This is a genomic window from Fodinibacter luteus, from assembly GCF_039541575.1.
Classification (GTDB): Bacteria; Actinomycetota; Actinomycetes; order Actinomycetales; family Dermatophilaceae; genus Fodinibacter; species Fodinibacter luteus.
Genome location: NZ_BAABGM010000013.1, coordinates 245,600 through 261,408, shown reverse-complemented (window position 1 = coordinate 261,408; position 15,809 = coordinate 245,600). Strand labels below are relative to the sequence as shown.

Sequence of the window (15,809 nt, the reverse complement as noted above, 5' to 3'; positions counted from 1 at the left end):
AGGCGACACATGACGTCCAGCCACAACCACGGCAGCACCGCCCAGACCGCCGCGCACATCGCCCAGGTCGAGCGGTACGCCGCGCACAACTACCACCCCCTCCCGGTCGTGCTCTCGCACGGCGAGGGTGCCTGGGTGACCGACGTCGAGGGGCGCCGCTACCTCGACTGTCTCTCGGGCTACTCGGCCCTGAACTTCGGGCACGGCCACCCGCGGTTGCTCGCCCGGGCCCAGGAGCAGCTGGCTCGCCTCACGCTGACCAGCCGGGCCTTCCACAACGACCAGCTCGGCCCGTTCGCCGAGGCGCTCGCGGCCCTCACCGGCAAGGACATGATCCTGCCGATGAACACCGGCGCCGAGGCCGTCGAGACGGCGCTGAAGGTGAGCCGCCGGTGGGGCTACCGGGTCAAGGGCGTGCCGGAGAACGAGGCGAACATCGTCGTCATGGAGGGCAACTTCCACGGTCGCACGACGACGATCGTCAGCTTCTCCGACGACAAGGTCGCCCGCGACGACTACGGCCCGTACACCCCCGGTTTCCGCACGGTCACCTACGGCGACTCCCAGGCCCTGCGCGAGGCCGTCGACGACTTCACCGTCGCCGTGCTGCTCGAGCCGGTGCAGGGCGAGGGCGGCGTCGTCATCCCCCCCGAGGGCTACCTGCGCGACGTGCGCGCCATCTGTGACGAGGCCGGCGCCCTCATGGTCGCCGACGAGATCCAGTCCGGGCTCGCCCGCACAGGTCGCACCTTCGCCTGCGAGCACGAGGAGGTCGTGCCGGACGTCTACGTGCTCGGCAAGGCGCTCGGCGGTGGCCTGTACCCGGTGTCCGCGATCGCCACGAACCACGAGATCCTCGAGGTGATCACCCCGGGTTCGCACGGGTCGACGTTCGGCGGCAACCCGCTGGCCGCGGCCATCGGGCACGAGGTCGTCACGATGCTTGCCGAGGGCGAGTTCCAGCGCCGCTCCACGCACCTGGGACACCTGCTCACCGAATGCCTCCAGCCGCTCCTCGGCCACGGCGACGGCACGGGCCTGTCCGAGGTCCGGGTGCGCGGGCTGTGGGCCGGTCTCGACATCGAGCCGGGGGGGCCCAGCGGCCGCGTGGTCTCGGAGCGGCTCATGGCGCATGGCGTGCTCGCCAAGGACACGCACGGATCGACGATCCGCATCGCCCCACCGCTCGTCGTCACCGAGGACGAGGTCCGGCTGCTCGTCGACGCCGTCGCCGAGGCCCTGGCCGGCCCCTGACGGCGGGTCCGGTCGAGGTGGGTGACCTGTCGCGCGAGCGCAGGCGGTAGGTCACAGCGCAGGCAGTTGGTCGCGGCGCAGACGGCTATGCCTGCGTGGGCGCCGATGTGCTGCGTGCCGAGGGTGCGGATCCCGAGCCGCTGGGCGACGTGCCAACAGGCTCCGCGACACCGGATGCCGTGTCAACAGGCGCCGTGCCACCGGATGGCGTCCCACCGGATGCCGGGTCGTGGGCCCGCGCCGCGTTGCGGGCGATCTCGTCGACGATCTCGGCACGCCGCGGGCCGGGCAGGTCGTGCGCCATGTCCGGGAACATGACGAGGCGTGCCCCCGGGACCGCGCGGGCGGTGGCGATGCCGCCGCTCGGCAGCACGAGCTGGTCGAGCAGGCCGTGGATGACGAGCGTCGGCACCCGGACCTGCCGCAGCCCGGCCGTCCGGTCCGGGCTGGCCTGGATGGCGAGCAGCTGGCGGAGCGTCCCGAGCGGGTTGACGTTGCGGGCGATCGCGCGCCGCGCGAGGACGCCGATCTCGTCGGCGTCGAAGTGCGGCCCGGCGATGAGCCGCCAGCTCTCGACGGCCAGCCGCTCGGCCTCGACCGGGTCGGTCGGCCGCGGCGTCGTGAGCGACATCGCCATCGTCGGGAGCAGCCGCGGCCCCACGGTGCCGTGCCGGCGGTTGCCGGTGTTCGACATGACCGAGCACAGGCTGAGCACTCGCTCGGGGTGGTCGATCGTCAGCTGCTGGGCGATCATCCCGCCCATCGACACCCCGACGACGTGCACGGCGGGGATGCCGAGGTGGTCGAGCAGGGCTGCGGCGTCGTCGGCCATGTCCGAGAGCAGGTAGTCGGACTGGGCGTACCGACGGTGGGCGAAGGCCTTGAACAGCGCCGCCCGCGTCGGTGCCGGCCCCTCCGTCTTCGTCGACAGGCCGATGTCGCGGTTGTCCATCCGGATCACCCGGAAGCCGCGGTCGGCGAGGCCGTCGACGACGTCCTGCGGCCAGGCGACGAGCTGGGCGCCCAGCCCCATGACGAGCAGCATCGGCTCGCCGTCGTCGGGCCCGTCCACCTCGTACTCGATGCTGACGTCGCCGAGCTGTGCACTGGTCATGCGCGCAGTCTCGCACCCCGGCAAGGGCACTCGTCGACGGCCCGCCCGACCGGGCTAGGGTTGACGTCGTGATCGCGCCACTGACGTACGTCGTCGTGGGCCTCGCGACCGTGCTGTTCGTCGCGGCGGTCTACTACGCCGTCCGCGACAAGCTCATCGACGACAAGGTGCTCGCCATCGCAGCCCTTCTCGAGCTCGGCCTGCTCGTCCAGCTCGTCGTCGGGCTCATCGGGCTCGGGGAGATCGAGAACTCCACGGAGCGGGCGACGTTCGCCGCCTACCTCGTCTCGCTGCCGGTCATCCCCGTCGGCACCGCGCTGCTCACGATCAAGGAGAAGTCGCGCTGGGCGATGGGCTCGCTCGCCGTCGGCGCGTTCGCCGTCGCCGTCATGGCCGCCCGCCTCCAGCAGATCTGGAACACCTATGCCTGACTCCACCCGTCGGGCCCTCGGTGGCCCCGGTGTCGTGCTCGTCGTCGTCTACGGAGTGCTCGCGCTCGCCGCGACGGGACGGTCCGTCCTGCAGATCACGACCGGGTTCGACACCGCGCCGCTCGCCTACACGCTGTCGGCGCTCGCGGCCGCCGTCTACCTCCTCGCGACGTGGTGCCTGGCCCGCGGCGGACGCTGGGTCCGCGTGGGCATCGTCGCGTGCGCCGTCGAGCTCGTCGGCGTCCTCGTCGTCGGCGCGGTGTCCTACCTCGTGCCCGACGCGTTCCCCGACAAGACCGTGTGGTCGCACTTCGGGCAGGGGTACGGCTTCGTCCCGCTCGTGCTCCCCGTGCTCGGCCTGTGGTGGTTCCGCCGGGTCGAGCGCTCGGCGGCCGAGCTCGAGGTGGATGCCGTGCCGCCGGCCACCGCGGGAAACGGCCTCGGCGCCGGGCCGGGGGACCCGGCGAACCCGCCGGCGGGAACCCCCGCCGGCTGACCGGCATCCGCGCTGCTCCCCGCGCGACGAGTGCGGCCGTGGCTGCCGGAGCCGCCACGTCCGCCCTCACGGCGAGGTGGTCGTCGTGGCCGGAGGTCAGCTCTCGATGGGAGCCGGGTCGACCGGCTCGAGGAGCAGCACCGGGATGAGCCGGTCCGTCCTGGTCTGGTACTGCGCGTAGGGCGGGTACGCCGCGACGCACCGCTCCCACCAGGCCGCCCGCTCGTCGCCGGTCAGCTCGCGGGCGACCGCCGACCACGACCGCGTCCCGTCCTGCACGGTGACCTGCGGGTTCGCCCGCAGGTTCGCGTACCACTGGGGGTGCTGCGGTGCGCCACCCTTGCTCGCCACCGCCGCGTAGACGCCGTCGTGCTCGACGCGCATCAACGGCACCTTGCGCACCGCGCCGGTGCGTGCACCGCGCATCGTCAGCATGACGACCGGGCGGTTCATGATGTGCACCGAGCGGGTGTCACCGGTCGCCTCGATGGTCTCCACCTGGCGGCGGACCCACTCGGTCGGGCTCGGGAGGTACTCCGTGGTCTCGCGGTCGTCGCTCATGGCGAGGTCAACTCACTTGTCGCTCGAGGTCTTCCACAGGTTGATGCCGGCGTCGACCGCGTGCTTGTCGATCTTCGCGAGCTCCTCGGCGGTGAACTCGAGGTGGCCCACCGCGTCGAGGCTGTTGTCGAGCTGCTCGACCGACGAGGCGCCGATGAGCACCGACGTCACCCTGGGGTCGCGCAGCGCCCAGGCGAGGGCCATCTGCGCGAGCGACTGGCCGCGGGCCCGCGCCATCCGGTCGAGCGCCCGCACGTGCCTCAGCGCCTCGTCGGTGAGCAGCTCAGGGTCGAGCGACTTCCCCTGCGCGGCACGCGACCCCTCGGGGATCCCCTTGAGGTACTTGTTCGTCAGCATGCCCTGGGCGAGGGGGGAGAACGCGATGCACCCGACGCCCTCGACCCCGAGCACGTCGAGCAGGTCCTCCTCGACCCAGCGGTTGAGCATCGAGTACGACGGCTGGTGGATGAGCAGGGGGGTGCCCATCGCGCGCAGGATCTCGACGGCCTCGCGCGTGCGCTCGCCGGAGTACGACGAGATGCCGACGTAGAGCGCCTTGCCGGCGCGCACGAGCGAGTCGAGCGCACCCATCGTCTCCTCGAGCGGGGTCGTCTCGTCGAACCGGTGGCTGTAGAAGATGTCGACGTAGTCCAGGCCCATCCGCTGGAGGGACTGGTCGCACGAGGCGACGACGTACTTGCGCGACCCGCCACCCTGACCGTAGGGCCCCGGCCACATGTCGTACCCCGCCTTGGAGCTGATGACGAGCTCGTCGCGGTAGGGGCGGAAGTCCCGAGCGAAGATCGTGCCGAAGTTGCGCTCGGCCGAGCCGTAGGGCGGGCCGTAGTTGTTCGCGAGGTCGAAGTGGGTCACCCCGCGGTCGAACGCCCGGCGCAGCGTCGCCTGCTGGCGCTCGAGGGGGACGTCGTCGCCGAAGTTGTGCCACAGGCCCAGGGAGACGGCGGGCAGGTCCAGACCCGAGCGCCCGACCCGGCGGTACGGCATCCCGGCCTCGTAGCGTGCGGGGGCGGCCTGGTACTCGTCAGCGTGGAAGGTCATGCCCCCATCCTGCCCCGCCCCGTCCGGCCCCCACCCTCCGACCTCGTGCGAGTTGCCCGCGGTTCTCCGGTGGATGAGCTGTCAGAACCGCACACAAGTCGCACGGAGTCGGCAGGTGGGGGGACCGGGAGGTGAGACGAACGGGGAGCCGGGGTGACCGGCATCCGCCGGGGACGTATATTCGGCTCAGGTCATGAGCGCCAGCGCCAAGCCCCGGCTCGCTGGCCGGCAACCCTCCAACCGCGGTGGGGTGCCCCGGGTGAGGACCTGGCGTGCGGCACCCGCCGCGCGCAAGCGCGGGCCCTGCTCACGGTGGTCCCGCAGTGCCACGTACGTCGTGCGCCGGGCGGTCGCCCCGGCGCACCCGACCCAGGGAGACCTGCCATGACCGACCCCTCGCAGTGGGGCTTCGAGACCGCCCAGATCCACGCCGGCCAGGTGCCCGACAGCGCCACCGGCGCCCGGGCCCTACCCATCTACCAGACGACGTCCTACGTCTTCAACGACACCGCCCACGCGGCGAACCTGTTCGCGCTCAGGGAGTTCGGGAACATCTACACCCGGATCATGAACCCCACCCAGGATGCCGTGGAGCAGCGGATCGCGGCCCTCGAGGGCGGCGTCGGCGCGCTCCTCGTCGCGTCGGGGCAGGCCGCGACGACGATCGGGCTGCTGAACGTCGCCGAGGCCGGAGACCACGTCGTCTCGAGCGCCGCGCTCTACGGCGGCACCGTCAACCTGCTCAAGTACACCTTCCGCAAGCTCGGCGTCGACGTCACCTTCGTCGAGGACCAGGACGACCTCGACGAGTGGCGCGCCGCCGTGCGGCCGAACACCAAGGCGTTCTTCGCCGAGACGATCGCCAACCCCAAGGCCATCGTGCTCGACATCGCCGGGGTCGCGGGCGTGGCCCACGAGGTCGGGGTGCCGCTCGTCGTCGACAACACGATCGCGACGCCCTACCTCATCCGCCCGCTCGAGCACGGCGCCGACGTCGTCATCCACTCGGCGACGAAGTACCTCGGGGGGCACGGCACGTCGATCGCCGGCGTCATCGTCGACGGCGGCACCTTCGACTTCGGTCGCGACCCCGAGCGGTTCCCCAACTACAACACCCCGGAGGAGAGCTACCACGGGCTCGTCTTCGCCCGTGACCTCGGCGTCGGCGGCGCCCTCGGCGCCAACCTCGCGTACATCCTCAAGGCACGCGTGCAGCTGCTGCGCGACATCGGCGCGGCCATCTCGCCGTTCAACGCGTTCCTCATCGCCCAGGGCGTCGAGACGCTCAGCCTGCGCGTCGAGCGGCACGTCGAGAACGCCCGGAAGGTCGCGGAGTACCTCGAGGCGCACCCGCAGGTCGAGTCGGTGCGCTGGGCCTCCCTCGACTCGAGCCCGAGCAAGGCGCTCGCCGACCGGTACGCCCCGAAGGGCGCCGGCGCGGTGCTCGCGTTCGAGATCGCGGGCGGGCTCGAGGCGGGTCAGCGCTTCGTCGAGGGCCTCAGCCTGCACAGCCACGTCGCGAACATCGGCGACGTGCGCTCGCTCGCCATCCACCCGGCATCCACGACGCACAGCCAGGGCGGCGACGAGGACCGGTTCGCGGCCGGTGTCACGCCGGGCCTCGTGCGGCTCGCGGTCGGCCTCGAGTCGATCCAGGACATCCTCGCCGACCTCGACGCGGGCTTCGCCGCAGCGCAGGATGGCCCGGCAGCCGCCGGCGGCGACCTCGGGGCCGAGCAGCCGGCCGACCTGGCCGGGGCCACGGTCGGCTGAGGCCGCGGTTGTCCCGGGGGTGCGGGGACCGACGTCCTCGCGCCCCCGGGACCGCCTCGTCGGCACGGACGAGACCGGATGCCGGGCGCTCAGGGTGTCGCGGGCTCGCCGGTGACCATGGCCTGTGGACAACTCGGCGAGGCGGTCGGCGGGTGCTTCTAGCGTGGGAGGCATGACGACGGTCCGGGTCGACGCCACGGAGGTGGCCGAGCTGGGGGTTGCCCTCGCGGAGACGGGTGCCGACCTCCTGCTCATGGGCGACCCGGCGGCGGATCGCTGGGCCCTCGGCCCCGGCGACACGGGGCCCGCGGTCGAGGAGCTGCTCGGCGGGTGGCGGCGGGTCCGGCTGGCGCTGGGGTCGGCGCTGTGCGACCTCGGCGAGGCCGCCGTCGGTGCGGGGGCGCTCTACGTCGACACCGACGCCGGGGTGTCCCGGTCGCTCGGCGGTGGGTCGTGGTGACCCGACTTCCCCCGCTCCCGGGTGACCCCGGGGCCGTCCGGCTCCTCGCCGACCGGCTCGCGACGACCGGCGGAAGGCTCTCGGCGCTCGCTGCCGTGCTCGGCCGGTTGCGCGACGGTGCCACGTGGGACGGTCCGGCCGGCGAGGCCTTCGGGGCCCGGCTGCGCGAGCTGCCCCCGGTGCTGGATGCCGTGTCCGCGCGCCTCGGCGGCGCGGCATCCCCGCTGCGTGCGCTCGCCGCGGCCATGGAGCAGGCCCAGGCCGTCGTCTCGACGGCGGTGCGCGACGACGACGACGCGCAGCACGCGTACGCGGCGCTCGAGGACCGCGCGTACGCGCTCGTGTGCGCGGGCTCGTCGGAGGACTCGCCGGACGTCCTCGTCGTGCGCCACCTCCAGCGCGAGCAGGTCGAGCAGCAGGCCGCCGCCCGCGCTCGGCACGCCGCGGCGGCCGAGGGCTTCCGGGAGGCTGACCGCCGGTGCGCCCTCGCGCTGCGGGCGCTCGCGGTCGACGATGTCGCCGACTCCCTCGCGTACCGCGTCGTCGCCGGGGCGAGCCGCGCGGCCCACGACGTCGCGACCCTCGGCGCGGTGGGCGTGGCCGTGCCCGAGCTGCGTCCGGTCGCCGCCGTGGCCGATGCGGCGGCGGTGGCAGCCGACACCACGCTGCTCGTCGCCTATGGCGAGGGCTCCTGGTCGGACCTCTCCGCGGGCGCGGGACTCGCCGCGACCGGGGTCCTCGGTGGCGTCCTGCGGTCGGGTGCCACCGCCGGGGCGCGGCGCACCGCGACCGGCGCGACCGTGACCCGGCGGCTCACGGCAGCGCAGCGCCTCGCGATCGGGACCGCACGGGAGGTCCGCGCCCGGCGCGACGAGGTCCGCGCCCGCTTCGACGTGCCTCCGGCGCGAGGGACCCCGAGCGCCCTCACCGGCGGGCCGACGCCCCGGGCGGCGCGCGAGCCGCTGTGGCGCCTCACCCCGGCCGAGGCGGCGCAGCGGGTGCGGCGCGCGGCCGGGACCTCGGCGGCCCGGGCCCGCACGGCGGCACGCAGCCAGGCCGACCGTGCCTTCCTCGACGACTGGCGCCTCGCCACCGCGAACGGGCCGCAGGCACAGCGGATGTACGTCGCCGGGGCCACCCTCGAGGTGACGGCCACGGGCGCGTCCAAGGCCCGTGACGCTCGCGACGCGCGGCCTGGCGCGACCCGCCCCTGACCGCTGACGCAGAGGTCCCGACGGCACGGTCCCTCATCGCGGCGGGCGGGCCGCCACCCGAGGCGACCGCTCGGGCCGACCTATCCTTGGCGCCATGCGTGCCCAGCCCGTCGACGCGGTCGACCCCGCCCGGCTGAGGTACCCCGAGCACCTGCCGGTCGTCGAGCGCCGCGACGACATCCTCGCCGCGATCCGCGACCACCAGGTCGTCGTCGTCGCGGGGGAGACCGGCTCGGGCAAGACGACCCAGCTGCCCAAGATGTGCCTCGAGCTCGGGCTCGGGACGAGCGGCCAGGTCGGGCACACCCAGCCGCGCCGGATCGCCGCCCGCTCGGTCGCCGAGCGCATCGCCGAGGAGATGGAGGTCGAGCTCGGTGACCTCGTCGGCTACCAGGTGCGCTTCACCGACCACAGCAGCGACGCGACGCGGGTCAAGGTCATGACCGACGGCATCCTGCTCGCCGAGATGCAGCGCGACCGCGACCTGCGCCGCTACGACACGATCATCATCGACGAGGCGCACGAGCGCAGCCTCAACATCGACTTCATCCTCGGCTACCTCAAGCAGCTGCTCCCGCGGCGGCCCGACCTCAAGGTGCTCGTCACCTCGGCCACGATCGACCCGGTCCGGTTCGCGACGCACTTCGCGACCGACGAGCACGGCGAGGTCGTCCGCGAGGTGCCGGTCATCGAGGTGTCCGGCCGCACCTACCCCGTCGAGGTGCGCTACCGCCCCCTCGTCGAGCTGCACCCCGAGGGCCGCCACGTCGTCGCGGAGCGGGACCAGGTGACCGGCGTCGTCGAGGCCGTCGAGGAGCTGTGGACCGAGGACCCACCGAGCCCCGAGGCGACCGACATCCTCGTCTTCTTCTCCGGGGAGCGCGAGATCCGGGATGCCGCCGAGGCCCTCACCGCGCTCCGCCTCCCCGACACCGAGGTGCTGCCGCTCTTCGCGCGGCTGTCGGCCGCCGAGCAGCACCGGGTCTTCCACCGTGGGCGAGGGCGCCGGATCATCCTCGCGACGAACGTCGCGGAGACCTCCCTCACCGTGCCCGGCATCGGCTACGTCGTCGACACCGGCACCGCCCGGATCTCGCGCTACAGCCAGCGCACCAAGGTCCAGCGCCTGCCCATCGAGCCGGTGAGCCGGGCCAGCGCCGCCCAGCGGGCCGGCCGCTGCGGCCGGGTCGCCCCCGGGGTGTGCATCCGGCTCTACTCCGAGGAGGACCTCCAGGCTCGGCCGGAGTTCACCGAGCCGGAGATCCAGCGGACCTCGCTCGCCGCGGTCATCCTCCAGATGACCTCCCTCGGCCTCGGCGACGTCGCGCGCTTCCCCTTCGTCGACCCGCCCGACGCGCGCCAGGTCGCGGACGGCGTCCGCCTGCTCGAGGAGCTCGGGGCGTTCTCCACGGGTGACGACCGACGCGGTCGGTACCGGGGGCGCGGACGCCGGCTCACGGCATCCGGCCGCACCCTCGCCCGGCTGCCGCTCGACCCCCGGTTGGGGCGGATGGTCATCGAGGCCGGCCGGCTCGGGTGCACGCGCGAGGTGCTCGTCATCGTCGCGGCGCTGTCGATCCAGGACCCACGCGAGCGCCCCGTCGACAAGGAGGCCCAGGCCGACCAGGCGCATGCGCGCTTCAAGGACGAGCGCTCCGACTTCGCGAGCCTGCACACGCTGTGGCGGTACCTCAAGGACCAGCAGAAGGCGTTGTCGCACAGCGCGTTCCGACGCATGTGCAAGAACGAGTACCTCCACTACCTGCGGATCCGCGAATGGCAGGACCTGCACTCCCAGCTCCGCGCTGCCTGCCGGTCCGCCCGCATCGACCCCGACGTCGCGACGTCGGCCCCCGACGCCGAACCGGCCTGGGACACCGTGCACCGGGCCCTGCTCTCCGGCCTGCTGTCGCACATCGGGGCCCGCGACCAGGCCAGGCGCGAGTACGTCGGGGCACGGGGCGCGCGCTTCGGCATCAGCCCGGGGTCCGGCCTGTTCCGGCGCCAGCCCGACTTCGTGATGGCGGCCGAGCTCGTCGAGACGACCCGGCTCTGGGCCCGGGTCAACGCCCGGATCGAGCCGGAGTGGGCCGAGGATGCCGGCGCCCACGTCGTCGCGCGGACCGTGAGCGAGCCGCGGTGGAGCCGCCGGGCCGGGGCGGCGGTCGCGACCGAGCGGGTCACGCTCTACGGGGTCCCGCTCGTCACCGACCGCACCATCCAGTACGCGCGGATCGACCCCGAGGCGGCGCGCGACATCTTCATCCGGTCGGCGCTCGTCGAGGGGGACTGGGAGCCCCACCACGACTTCTGGGCCCACAACCTGCGCACCCTCGAACGGGTCGCCGAGCTCGAGGAGCGGGCCCGGCGCCGGGACATCGTGGTCGACGACGAGGTCGTCCACGCGTTCTACGACGCGCGCATCCCGCCCGATGTCGTCAGTGAGCGGCACTTCGACCGGTGGTGGCGCGGCGAGCGGCGCCGTCGGCCGGACCTGCTCACGCTCACCGAGGAGCTGCTCACCTCCGCCGCCGGGGAGGAGGTCTCGGCGAGTGACTACCCCCGCACCTGGCGGCAGGGCGACCTCGAGCTCGACGTCACCTACCAGTTCGCCCCGGGCGAGGCCGCCGACGGCGTCACGGTCCACGTCCCCGTCGCCGTGCTCAACCGGGTCACGGCCGAGGGCTTCGACTGGCAGGTGCCCGGGCTGCGCGACGACCTGGCCGTCGCCCTACTCAAGTCCCTGCCCAAGGCCACCCGTCGCCACTTCGTGCCCACGCCCGACCACGCCGCGGCCGCCCTCGCCGAGGCCGATCCCACCCGCGGGCCCCTGACCGGCGAGCTGGCCCGGGTGCTCTGGCACCGGACCGGCATCCGGATCCCGGCGCAGGAGTGGGACGTCGAGCGGGTGCCCGACCACCTGCGGATCACCTTCAGCGTCGAGGGGCCCGGTGGCCGGGTCGTCGCCCGGGGCAAGGACCTCGACGCGCTCAGGGACCGGGCCGGGGGCGCGGTGCGTGCCGGCATGGCCCGGGCCGGGGCCTCCCTCGAGCGCGAGGGCCTCACGACCTGGACCGTCGGGACCGTGCCGGAGACCTTCGAGGGGCGGTCCGGCGGTCAGGTCGTCGTCGGGTACCCGGCGCTCGTCGACGAGGGCGGCACCTTGGCCCTGCGGGTGCTCCCGGACCGGGCCGCCGCCCGGGCCGCCCACCGGCGCGGGGTGCGCCGGCTGCTCATCCTCGGCACGAGCGCTCCATGGAAGCGGGTCCTCGCGCGCCTGTCGAACGCCCAGAAGCTCGCGCTCGCGGACAACCCGCACGGGTCGGTGCCCGCGCTGCTGCAGGACTGCCTCGACGCCGCCGTCGACGACATCGTCGCCGAGCACGTCCCCGGGGAGGTGCGCACCGAGGACGCGTACGCCGCGGCGCTCGCCGCCGTGCGGACGCACGCCGCCGCCCGGGTGCTCGTCGTCGTCGAAGCGGTCGAACCGGTGCTCGCCCTCGCCGCGCAGGTGCGCCGGACGCTCGAGTCGCTCGACCGAGGGGCCGCCTCGGCCCGCACGGCCGCGACCCGGGCCGACGTGAGGGCCCAGCTCGACAGCCTCGTGCGCCCCGGCTTCGTCGCGGCGACCGGCCTGGCCAGGCTGCGCGACGTCCAGCGCTACCTGCGGGCGGCCCAGCACCGGCTGGAGCGGGCAGCCACCAACCCGCGCGAACCGGTGCTCCAGGAGCAGGTCGACGCGGTCGAGACCGCCTACGCCGACCTCCTCGAGACCCTGCCACCGGTGCGGCGCGCCGCGGCGGACGTCACCGACATCGGCTGGATGGTCGAGGAGCTGCGGGTCAGCCTCTTCGCGCAGTCGCTCGGCACGGCTGGCCCGGTCTCCGAGAAGCGGGTGCGGGCGGCCATCGCCGCCGTCGCCTCGGCCTCCACCTGACCGCCACGGACTCAGCGCGACCACGCCACGGCCTTCACCGGACCACGCCACGGCCTCCACCTGGCCACGCCACGGCCTCCACCTGGCCACGCCACGGCATCCCCCTCAACCGCCGCGGGAGGCGGCGCCGGGGGGAATCCGGTGGGGGCCCCCGGACGTTGAGGACAGGGACGAGCTCCACCCGCGAAAGGCCTGACGTGCTCAACCCCTCCGCGCTCTACCGCTTCGAGACCGATGCCGACCTCACCGTGCCACGGCCCGGTGTGCTCGTCGTCGCCCTCGGCGCCTTCGTCGACGCCGGGCAGGTCCAGTCCGTGCTCGCCGCTCACCTCCTCGAGACCGGCGACCCTGAGGTCGTCGCGTCGTTCGACGTCGACCAGCTCCTCGACTACCGGGGGCGCCGCCCCGCGATGGTGTTCGACACCAACCGGTGGGTCGAGTACGAGGACCCGACGATGCTCCTGCACCGGCTCACCGACCGTGACGGACAGACCTACTACGTCCTCACCGGCCCCGAGCCCGACTACCAGTGGGAGCGGGTCATCGAGGCGGTTCGCGAGCTCGTCGTGCGGCTCGGCATCAGCCTCGTCGTCCACGCGCACGGCATCCCGATGGCGGTGCCGCACAGCCGGCCCGTCGGGATGACGGCGCACGCGACCGACCCCACACTCATCGGCGACGCCACCTCCCCCTTCGGGCGGGTCCAGGTGCCGGGGTCGATCGGTGCGCTCCTCGAGCTGCGCCTCGGCGAGGCAGGGCACCGGGCGGTCGGCTTCGCCGTGCACGTGCCGCACTACCTCGCCGGGTCCGAGTGGGCCGAGGGCGCGCTCGCCGCGCTCAACGCCGTGGTCGACGTCACGGGCCTCAACCTGCCCAACGACGACCTCGTCACCCGCGCGCGCACCAACCAGCGGGCGATCGCCGCCGAGGTCGAGACGAACGACGAGGCGCGGGCGGTCGTCGCGGCGCTCGAGCAGCAGTACGACGCCTTCGTCGAGGGGCGCCAGCGGCCGAGCCTGCTCGCGACGGAAGCCTCGCAGATCCCGTCGGCCGACGAGCTCGGTGCCGACTTCGAGAACTTCCTGCGCACGGTCTCGGACGACGACGAGCGGCCCTGACGGGGCTGAGAGGGGGATGCCCCCCTCAACCGGCCCTTCCCGCCGATGCCGGGCAGGCCCACACTGGGAGGAGGCCGGGGCGGCCACCGTGGCCGAGCCCCGGGCCATCCGAGGAGGGTCATGAAGGTCGACGAGCTGCTCATGAAGGTCAAGGACGCCGTCACCGTCGGTCGCGTCTACGGCGAGCCCTACGAGAAGAACGGGCTCACCGTCATCCCCGCTGCCTTCGTCATGGGCGGCGGAGGTGGTGGGTCGGGACAGGACCAGACCGGCGGCGAGGGTGAGGGAGGCGGGTTCGGCATGAGCGGGCGCCCTGCCGGGGCGTTCCTCATCCGGGGCCAGGAGGTCACCTGGCGCCCCGCGGTCGACCCGAACCGGATCATGACGGTCGTCGGGATCGTGGCGGTCGTCTGGCTGGTCACCCGGCCGGCCAGGCACCGGGCCCGGGCCGCCCTGCGCGCCGCCGCCCACTGAGCGGCGGCAGCAGCCCGCTCACCGGCTGGCAGCCGCCGGCCGATCGGCTGGCAGCAGCCCACTGAGCGGGGTGGCAGCAGCCACGGAGCGGCGGCAGCAGCCCACTGAGCGGCGCGGTGCCCGTCTGCTCCGGGGGTCAGTCCTTGGCGTCGGACCAGCGGGCGATGACCGACGTGTCCGAGACGAACTGCACCGGTGCACCGCCGGCCCAGCGCCGCGCGGCATCCTGCAGCGCCCGGTCGACCCCGGACGCGACCTCGGCCGCGTGCTCCTCGGGGGTGTGCACGAGGAGCTCGTCGTGCAGGCACAGCACGACCTGTGCCCCGAGGTCGCGGGTCGTCGCCCGCACGGTCGCGGCCCACGCCTTGAAGAGCTCGGCTGCGGCGCCCTGGATGATCGCGTTGCGCGCGAAGCGCCCCCGGGCCGCGTCGAGCGCGGGGTCGGTGCCGACCGGGCTGCCGGCGAGGAACCGGCCGGTCGGGACGAGACGGCCCCCGTACGTGCGCAGCGGCTCGCCCCGTCGCCCGGCGTCGTAGGCACGGTCGAGCAGGGCCATCGCCACCGGGTAGGCCCGTTCGAGGCCCGCGAGGGCCTCGCCGGCCGCACCGCTGCGCTGGCCGTACATCGCCGCGAGCACGGCGACCTTCGCGACCGGCCGCTCGACGCCCAGGCGCTGCGCCACCGGCGCGTAGAGGTCGTCGGCGCGGGTGGCCGACGCGAACGCGGCGTCGCCCGACACGACGGCGAGCACCCGCGGCTCGATCTGCCCGAGGTCGGCCCGCACGAGGACGTGGCCCGGATGGGCCGCGACGCCCGGGCGCAGGGAGGCGGGCAGGTTGTGCAGGCCGTTCTCGGCCGTCATCCGCCCGGCCGCGCCGTCGCACGCGGTCCAGCGCCCGCGGAGCCGGTCGTCGGGGCCGACGTTCGCGTCGAGCCACCGGTAGCCGTAGGTCGTCGCGATGCGCTCGTCTCGCCGCCAGGCGAGGAGCGCGTCGACGACGGGGTGCACCCGCCGGTAGGGCTCAAGGACCCACTTGCGCGTGTTGGGGACGTCCACGCCCACGGCGAGGAGGAGCTCGCGCACCTGGGCGGGGTTGCGCAGGTCGGTGCCCTCGCGACCCGGCACGTGCCGCAGCACCGTCGCGTCGCGGGCACGGCGGGATGCCGCCTCGTCGGCCTCGGTGGCCGGGCGCGGACCGGCGGCGTCCGCGACGAGCTGCTCGGTGCGGGCGCGGTCGAGGGGCAGGCCGTCACGGCGCAGCTCGAGGCACAGCACGGCCGCGGCGGACTCCGAGTGCACGGTGCCGACGAGGCGCACCGACGTCGCGGATGCCGTGTCGTGCTGGAGGTGGGCGGTCTCGAGCGCGGCCCGGGCCCACGCCTCGAGGTGCGCGGGGTCGCCGAGCCACCGGGCGTGGTCGCCCCGCACGTGTCCGGCGCCGTCGAGGAGGGCGTCGGGGTCGGCCGAGCCGCGGTCGGCCGCGAACTCGAAGAGGTCCTCACTGGGTGGGTCCGGGACCTCCTCCACCGGGATGCCGTGCGCGGCCGCCCAGCACTGCCCGGCGGTCGCGCTCCAGCCGCCGTGGAGGAGGCGGTGGGCCTCGGCGACGTCCCAGGCGCGGGCCACGGCCACGCCGTCGTCGACGAGCGGGCCCGCGCCGGCATCCGCGGACCACCACACCCACCGCGGTGAGCGCTCCGCCTCGAGCGCCCGTGCCGCCGCGACGACCTCCGCGAGGGGGGCGGTGAGGCAGCCCCCGTCGTGCACGAGCGCCGCGTGCCGTAGGGCCCCTCCGGGCGGCCCCACGGCCAGCGCCGCGACCTCACCGGGGATCATGCGCACGAGCCTAGGTGCGGGGTGCGACAGCGCCGCGCGCCGGCATCCTGCGCCGCGGGCGCCGTCGTGGCTCGGCGTGCG

General features: G+C 74.3%; 13 protein-coding genes and 1 riboswitch. Of the genes, 9 read left to right on the top strand and 4 right to left on the bottom strand.

What is annotated here, in order from left to right; all coding sequences use genetic code 11:
* The first annotated feature begins 9 nt into the window (after positions 1-9).
* On the top strand, positions 10-1,254 hold the full coding sequence (gene rocD, locus ABD899_RS10895; RefSeq protein WP_345205687.1) for an ornithine--oxo-acid transaminase: 1,245 nt from the start codon (positions 10-12) through the stop codon (positions 1,252-1,254).
* Positions 1,255-1,339: 85 nt separating this feature from the next.
* On the opposite strand, the gene ABD899_RS10890 is transcribed toward rocD, so the two are convergent.
* On the bottom strand, positions 1,340-2,368 hold the full coding sequence (locus tag ABD899_RS10890) for an alpha/beta fold hydrolase (protein WP_345205685.1): 1,029 nt from the start codon (positions 2,366-2,368) through the stop codon (positions 1,340-1,342).
* Between the two features lie 68 nt (positions 2,369-2,436).
* Here ABD899_RS10890 and ABD899_RS10885 point away from each other — a divergent pair, with 68 nt between their 5' ends.
* Positions 2,437-2,799 carry a hypothetical protein gene (locus ABD899_RS10885; RefSeq protein ID WP_345205683.1) on the top strand — a complete coding sequence of 121 codons (363 nt, stop codon included), beginning with the start codon at positions 2,437-2,439 and terminating at the stop codon, positions 2,797-2,799.
* Positions 2,792-3,295, top strand: coding sequence for a hypothetical protein (locus ABD899_RS10880; protein ID WP_345205682.1), 504 nt, complete (start codon positions 2,792-2,794; stop codon positions 3,293-3,295). Before ABD899_RS10885 ends, ABD899_RS10880 begins: the two co-directional genes overlap by 8 nt.
* A 96-nt stretch (positions 3,296-3,391) precedes the next feature.
* Here the strand turns inward: ABD899_RS10880 and ABD899_RS10875 are convergent, their stop codons facing one another.
* Positions 3,392-3,856 carry a nitroreductase family deazaflavin-dependent oxidoreductase gene (locus ABD899_RS10875; RefSeq protein ID WP_345205680.1) on the bottom strand — a complete coding sequence of 155 codons (465 nt, stop codon included), beginning with the start codon at positions 3,854-3,856 and terminating at the stop codon, positions 3,392-3,394.
* A gap of 12 nt (positions 3,857-3,868) precedes the next feature.
* Positions 3,869-4,915: an L-glyceraldehyde 3-phosphate reductase gene (gene mgrA, locus ABD899_RS10870; RefSeq protein ID WP_345205678.1), complete on the bottom strand. Its 1,047-nt coding sequence runs from the start codon at positions 4,913-4,915 to the stop codon at positions 3,869-3,871.
* 189 nt (positions 4,916-5,104) lie between these two features.
* A riboswitch (SAM riboswitch) is annotated at positions 5,105-5,218 on the top strand.
* An 81-nt stretch (positions 5,219-5,299) separates the two neighbouring features.
* Here mgrA and ABD899_RS10865 point away from each other — a divergent pair.
* The 6 genes from ABD899_RS10865 to ABD899_RS10840 all read left to right on the top strand — a co-directional run bounded on the left by ABD899_RS10865 (position 5,300) and on the right by ABD899_RS10840 (position 13,891).
* Positions 5,300-6,688: a bifunctional o-acetylhomoserine/o-acetylserine sulfhydrylase gene (locus ABD899_RS10865; RefSeq protein WP_345205675.1), complete on the top strand. Its 1,389-nt coding sequence runs from the start codon at positions 5,300-5,302 to the stop codon at positions 6,686-6,688.
* Positions 6,689-6,860: 172 nt separating this feature from the next.
* Positions 6,861-7,148, top strand: a complete 288-nt coding sequence (locus ABD899_RS10860) for a hypothetical protein (RefSeq protein ID WP_345205672.1) — start codon at positions 6,861-6,863, stop codon at positions 7,146-7,148.
* Complete coding sequence (locus ABD899_RS10855) at positions 7,145-8,362, top strand: hypothetical protein (protein WP_345205671.1); 1,218 nt, start codon at positions 7,145-7,147, stop codon at positions 8,360-8,362. The genes ABD899_RS10860 and ABD899_RS10855 overlap by 4 nt, the downstream gene beginning before the upstream one ends.
* 94 nt (positions 8,363-8,456) lie before the next feature.
* Positions 8,457-12,299 carry an ATP-dependent RNA helicase HrpA gene (gene hrpA, locus ABD899_RS10850; RefSeq protein WP_345205669.1) on the top strand — a complete coding sequence of 1,281 codons (3,843 nt, stop codon included), beginning with the start codon at positions 8,457-8,459 and terminating at the stop codon, positions 12,297-12,299.
* Positions 12,300-12,496: 197 nt separating this feature from the next.
* Positions 12,497-13,417 carry a proteasome assembly chaperone family protein gene (locus tag ABD899_RS10845; protein WP_345205667.1) on the top strand — a complete coding sequence of 307 codons (921 nt, stop codon included), beginning with the start codon at positions 12,497-12,499 and terminating at the stop codon, positions 13,415-13,417.
* A gap of 120 nt (positions 13,418-13,537) precedes the next feature.
* The gene (locus ABD899_RS10840; RefSeq protein WP_345205665.1) at positions 13,538-13,891 is read left to right on the top strand and encodes a hypothetical protein; all 354 of its coding nucleotides are present in this window, start codon (positions 13,538-13,540) and stop codon (positions 13,889-13,891) included.
* Positions 13,892-14,027: 136 nt separating this feature from the next.
* Here the strand turns inward: ABD899_RS10840 and ABD899_RS10835 are convergent, their stop codons facing one another.
* Complete coding sequence (locus ABD899_RS10835) at positions 14,028-15,728, bottom strand: DNA polymerase (protein ID WP_345205664.1); 1,701 nt, start codon at positions 15,726-15,728, stop codon at positions 14,028-14,030.
* Positions 15,729-15,809 lie beyond the last annotated feature (81 nt).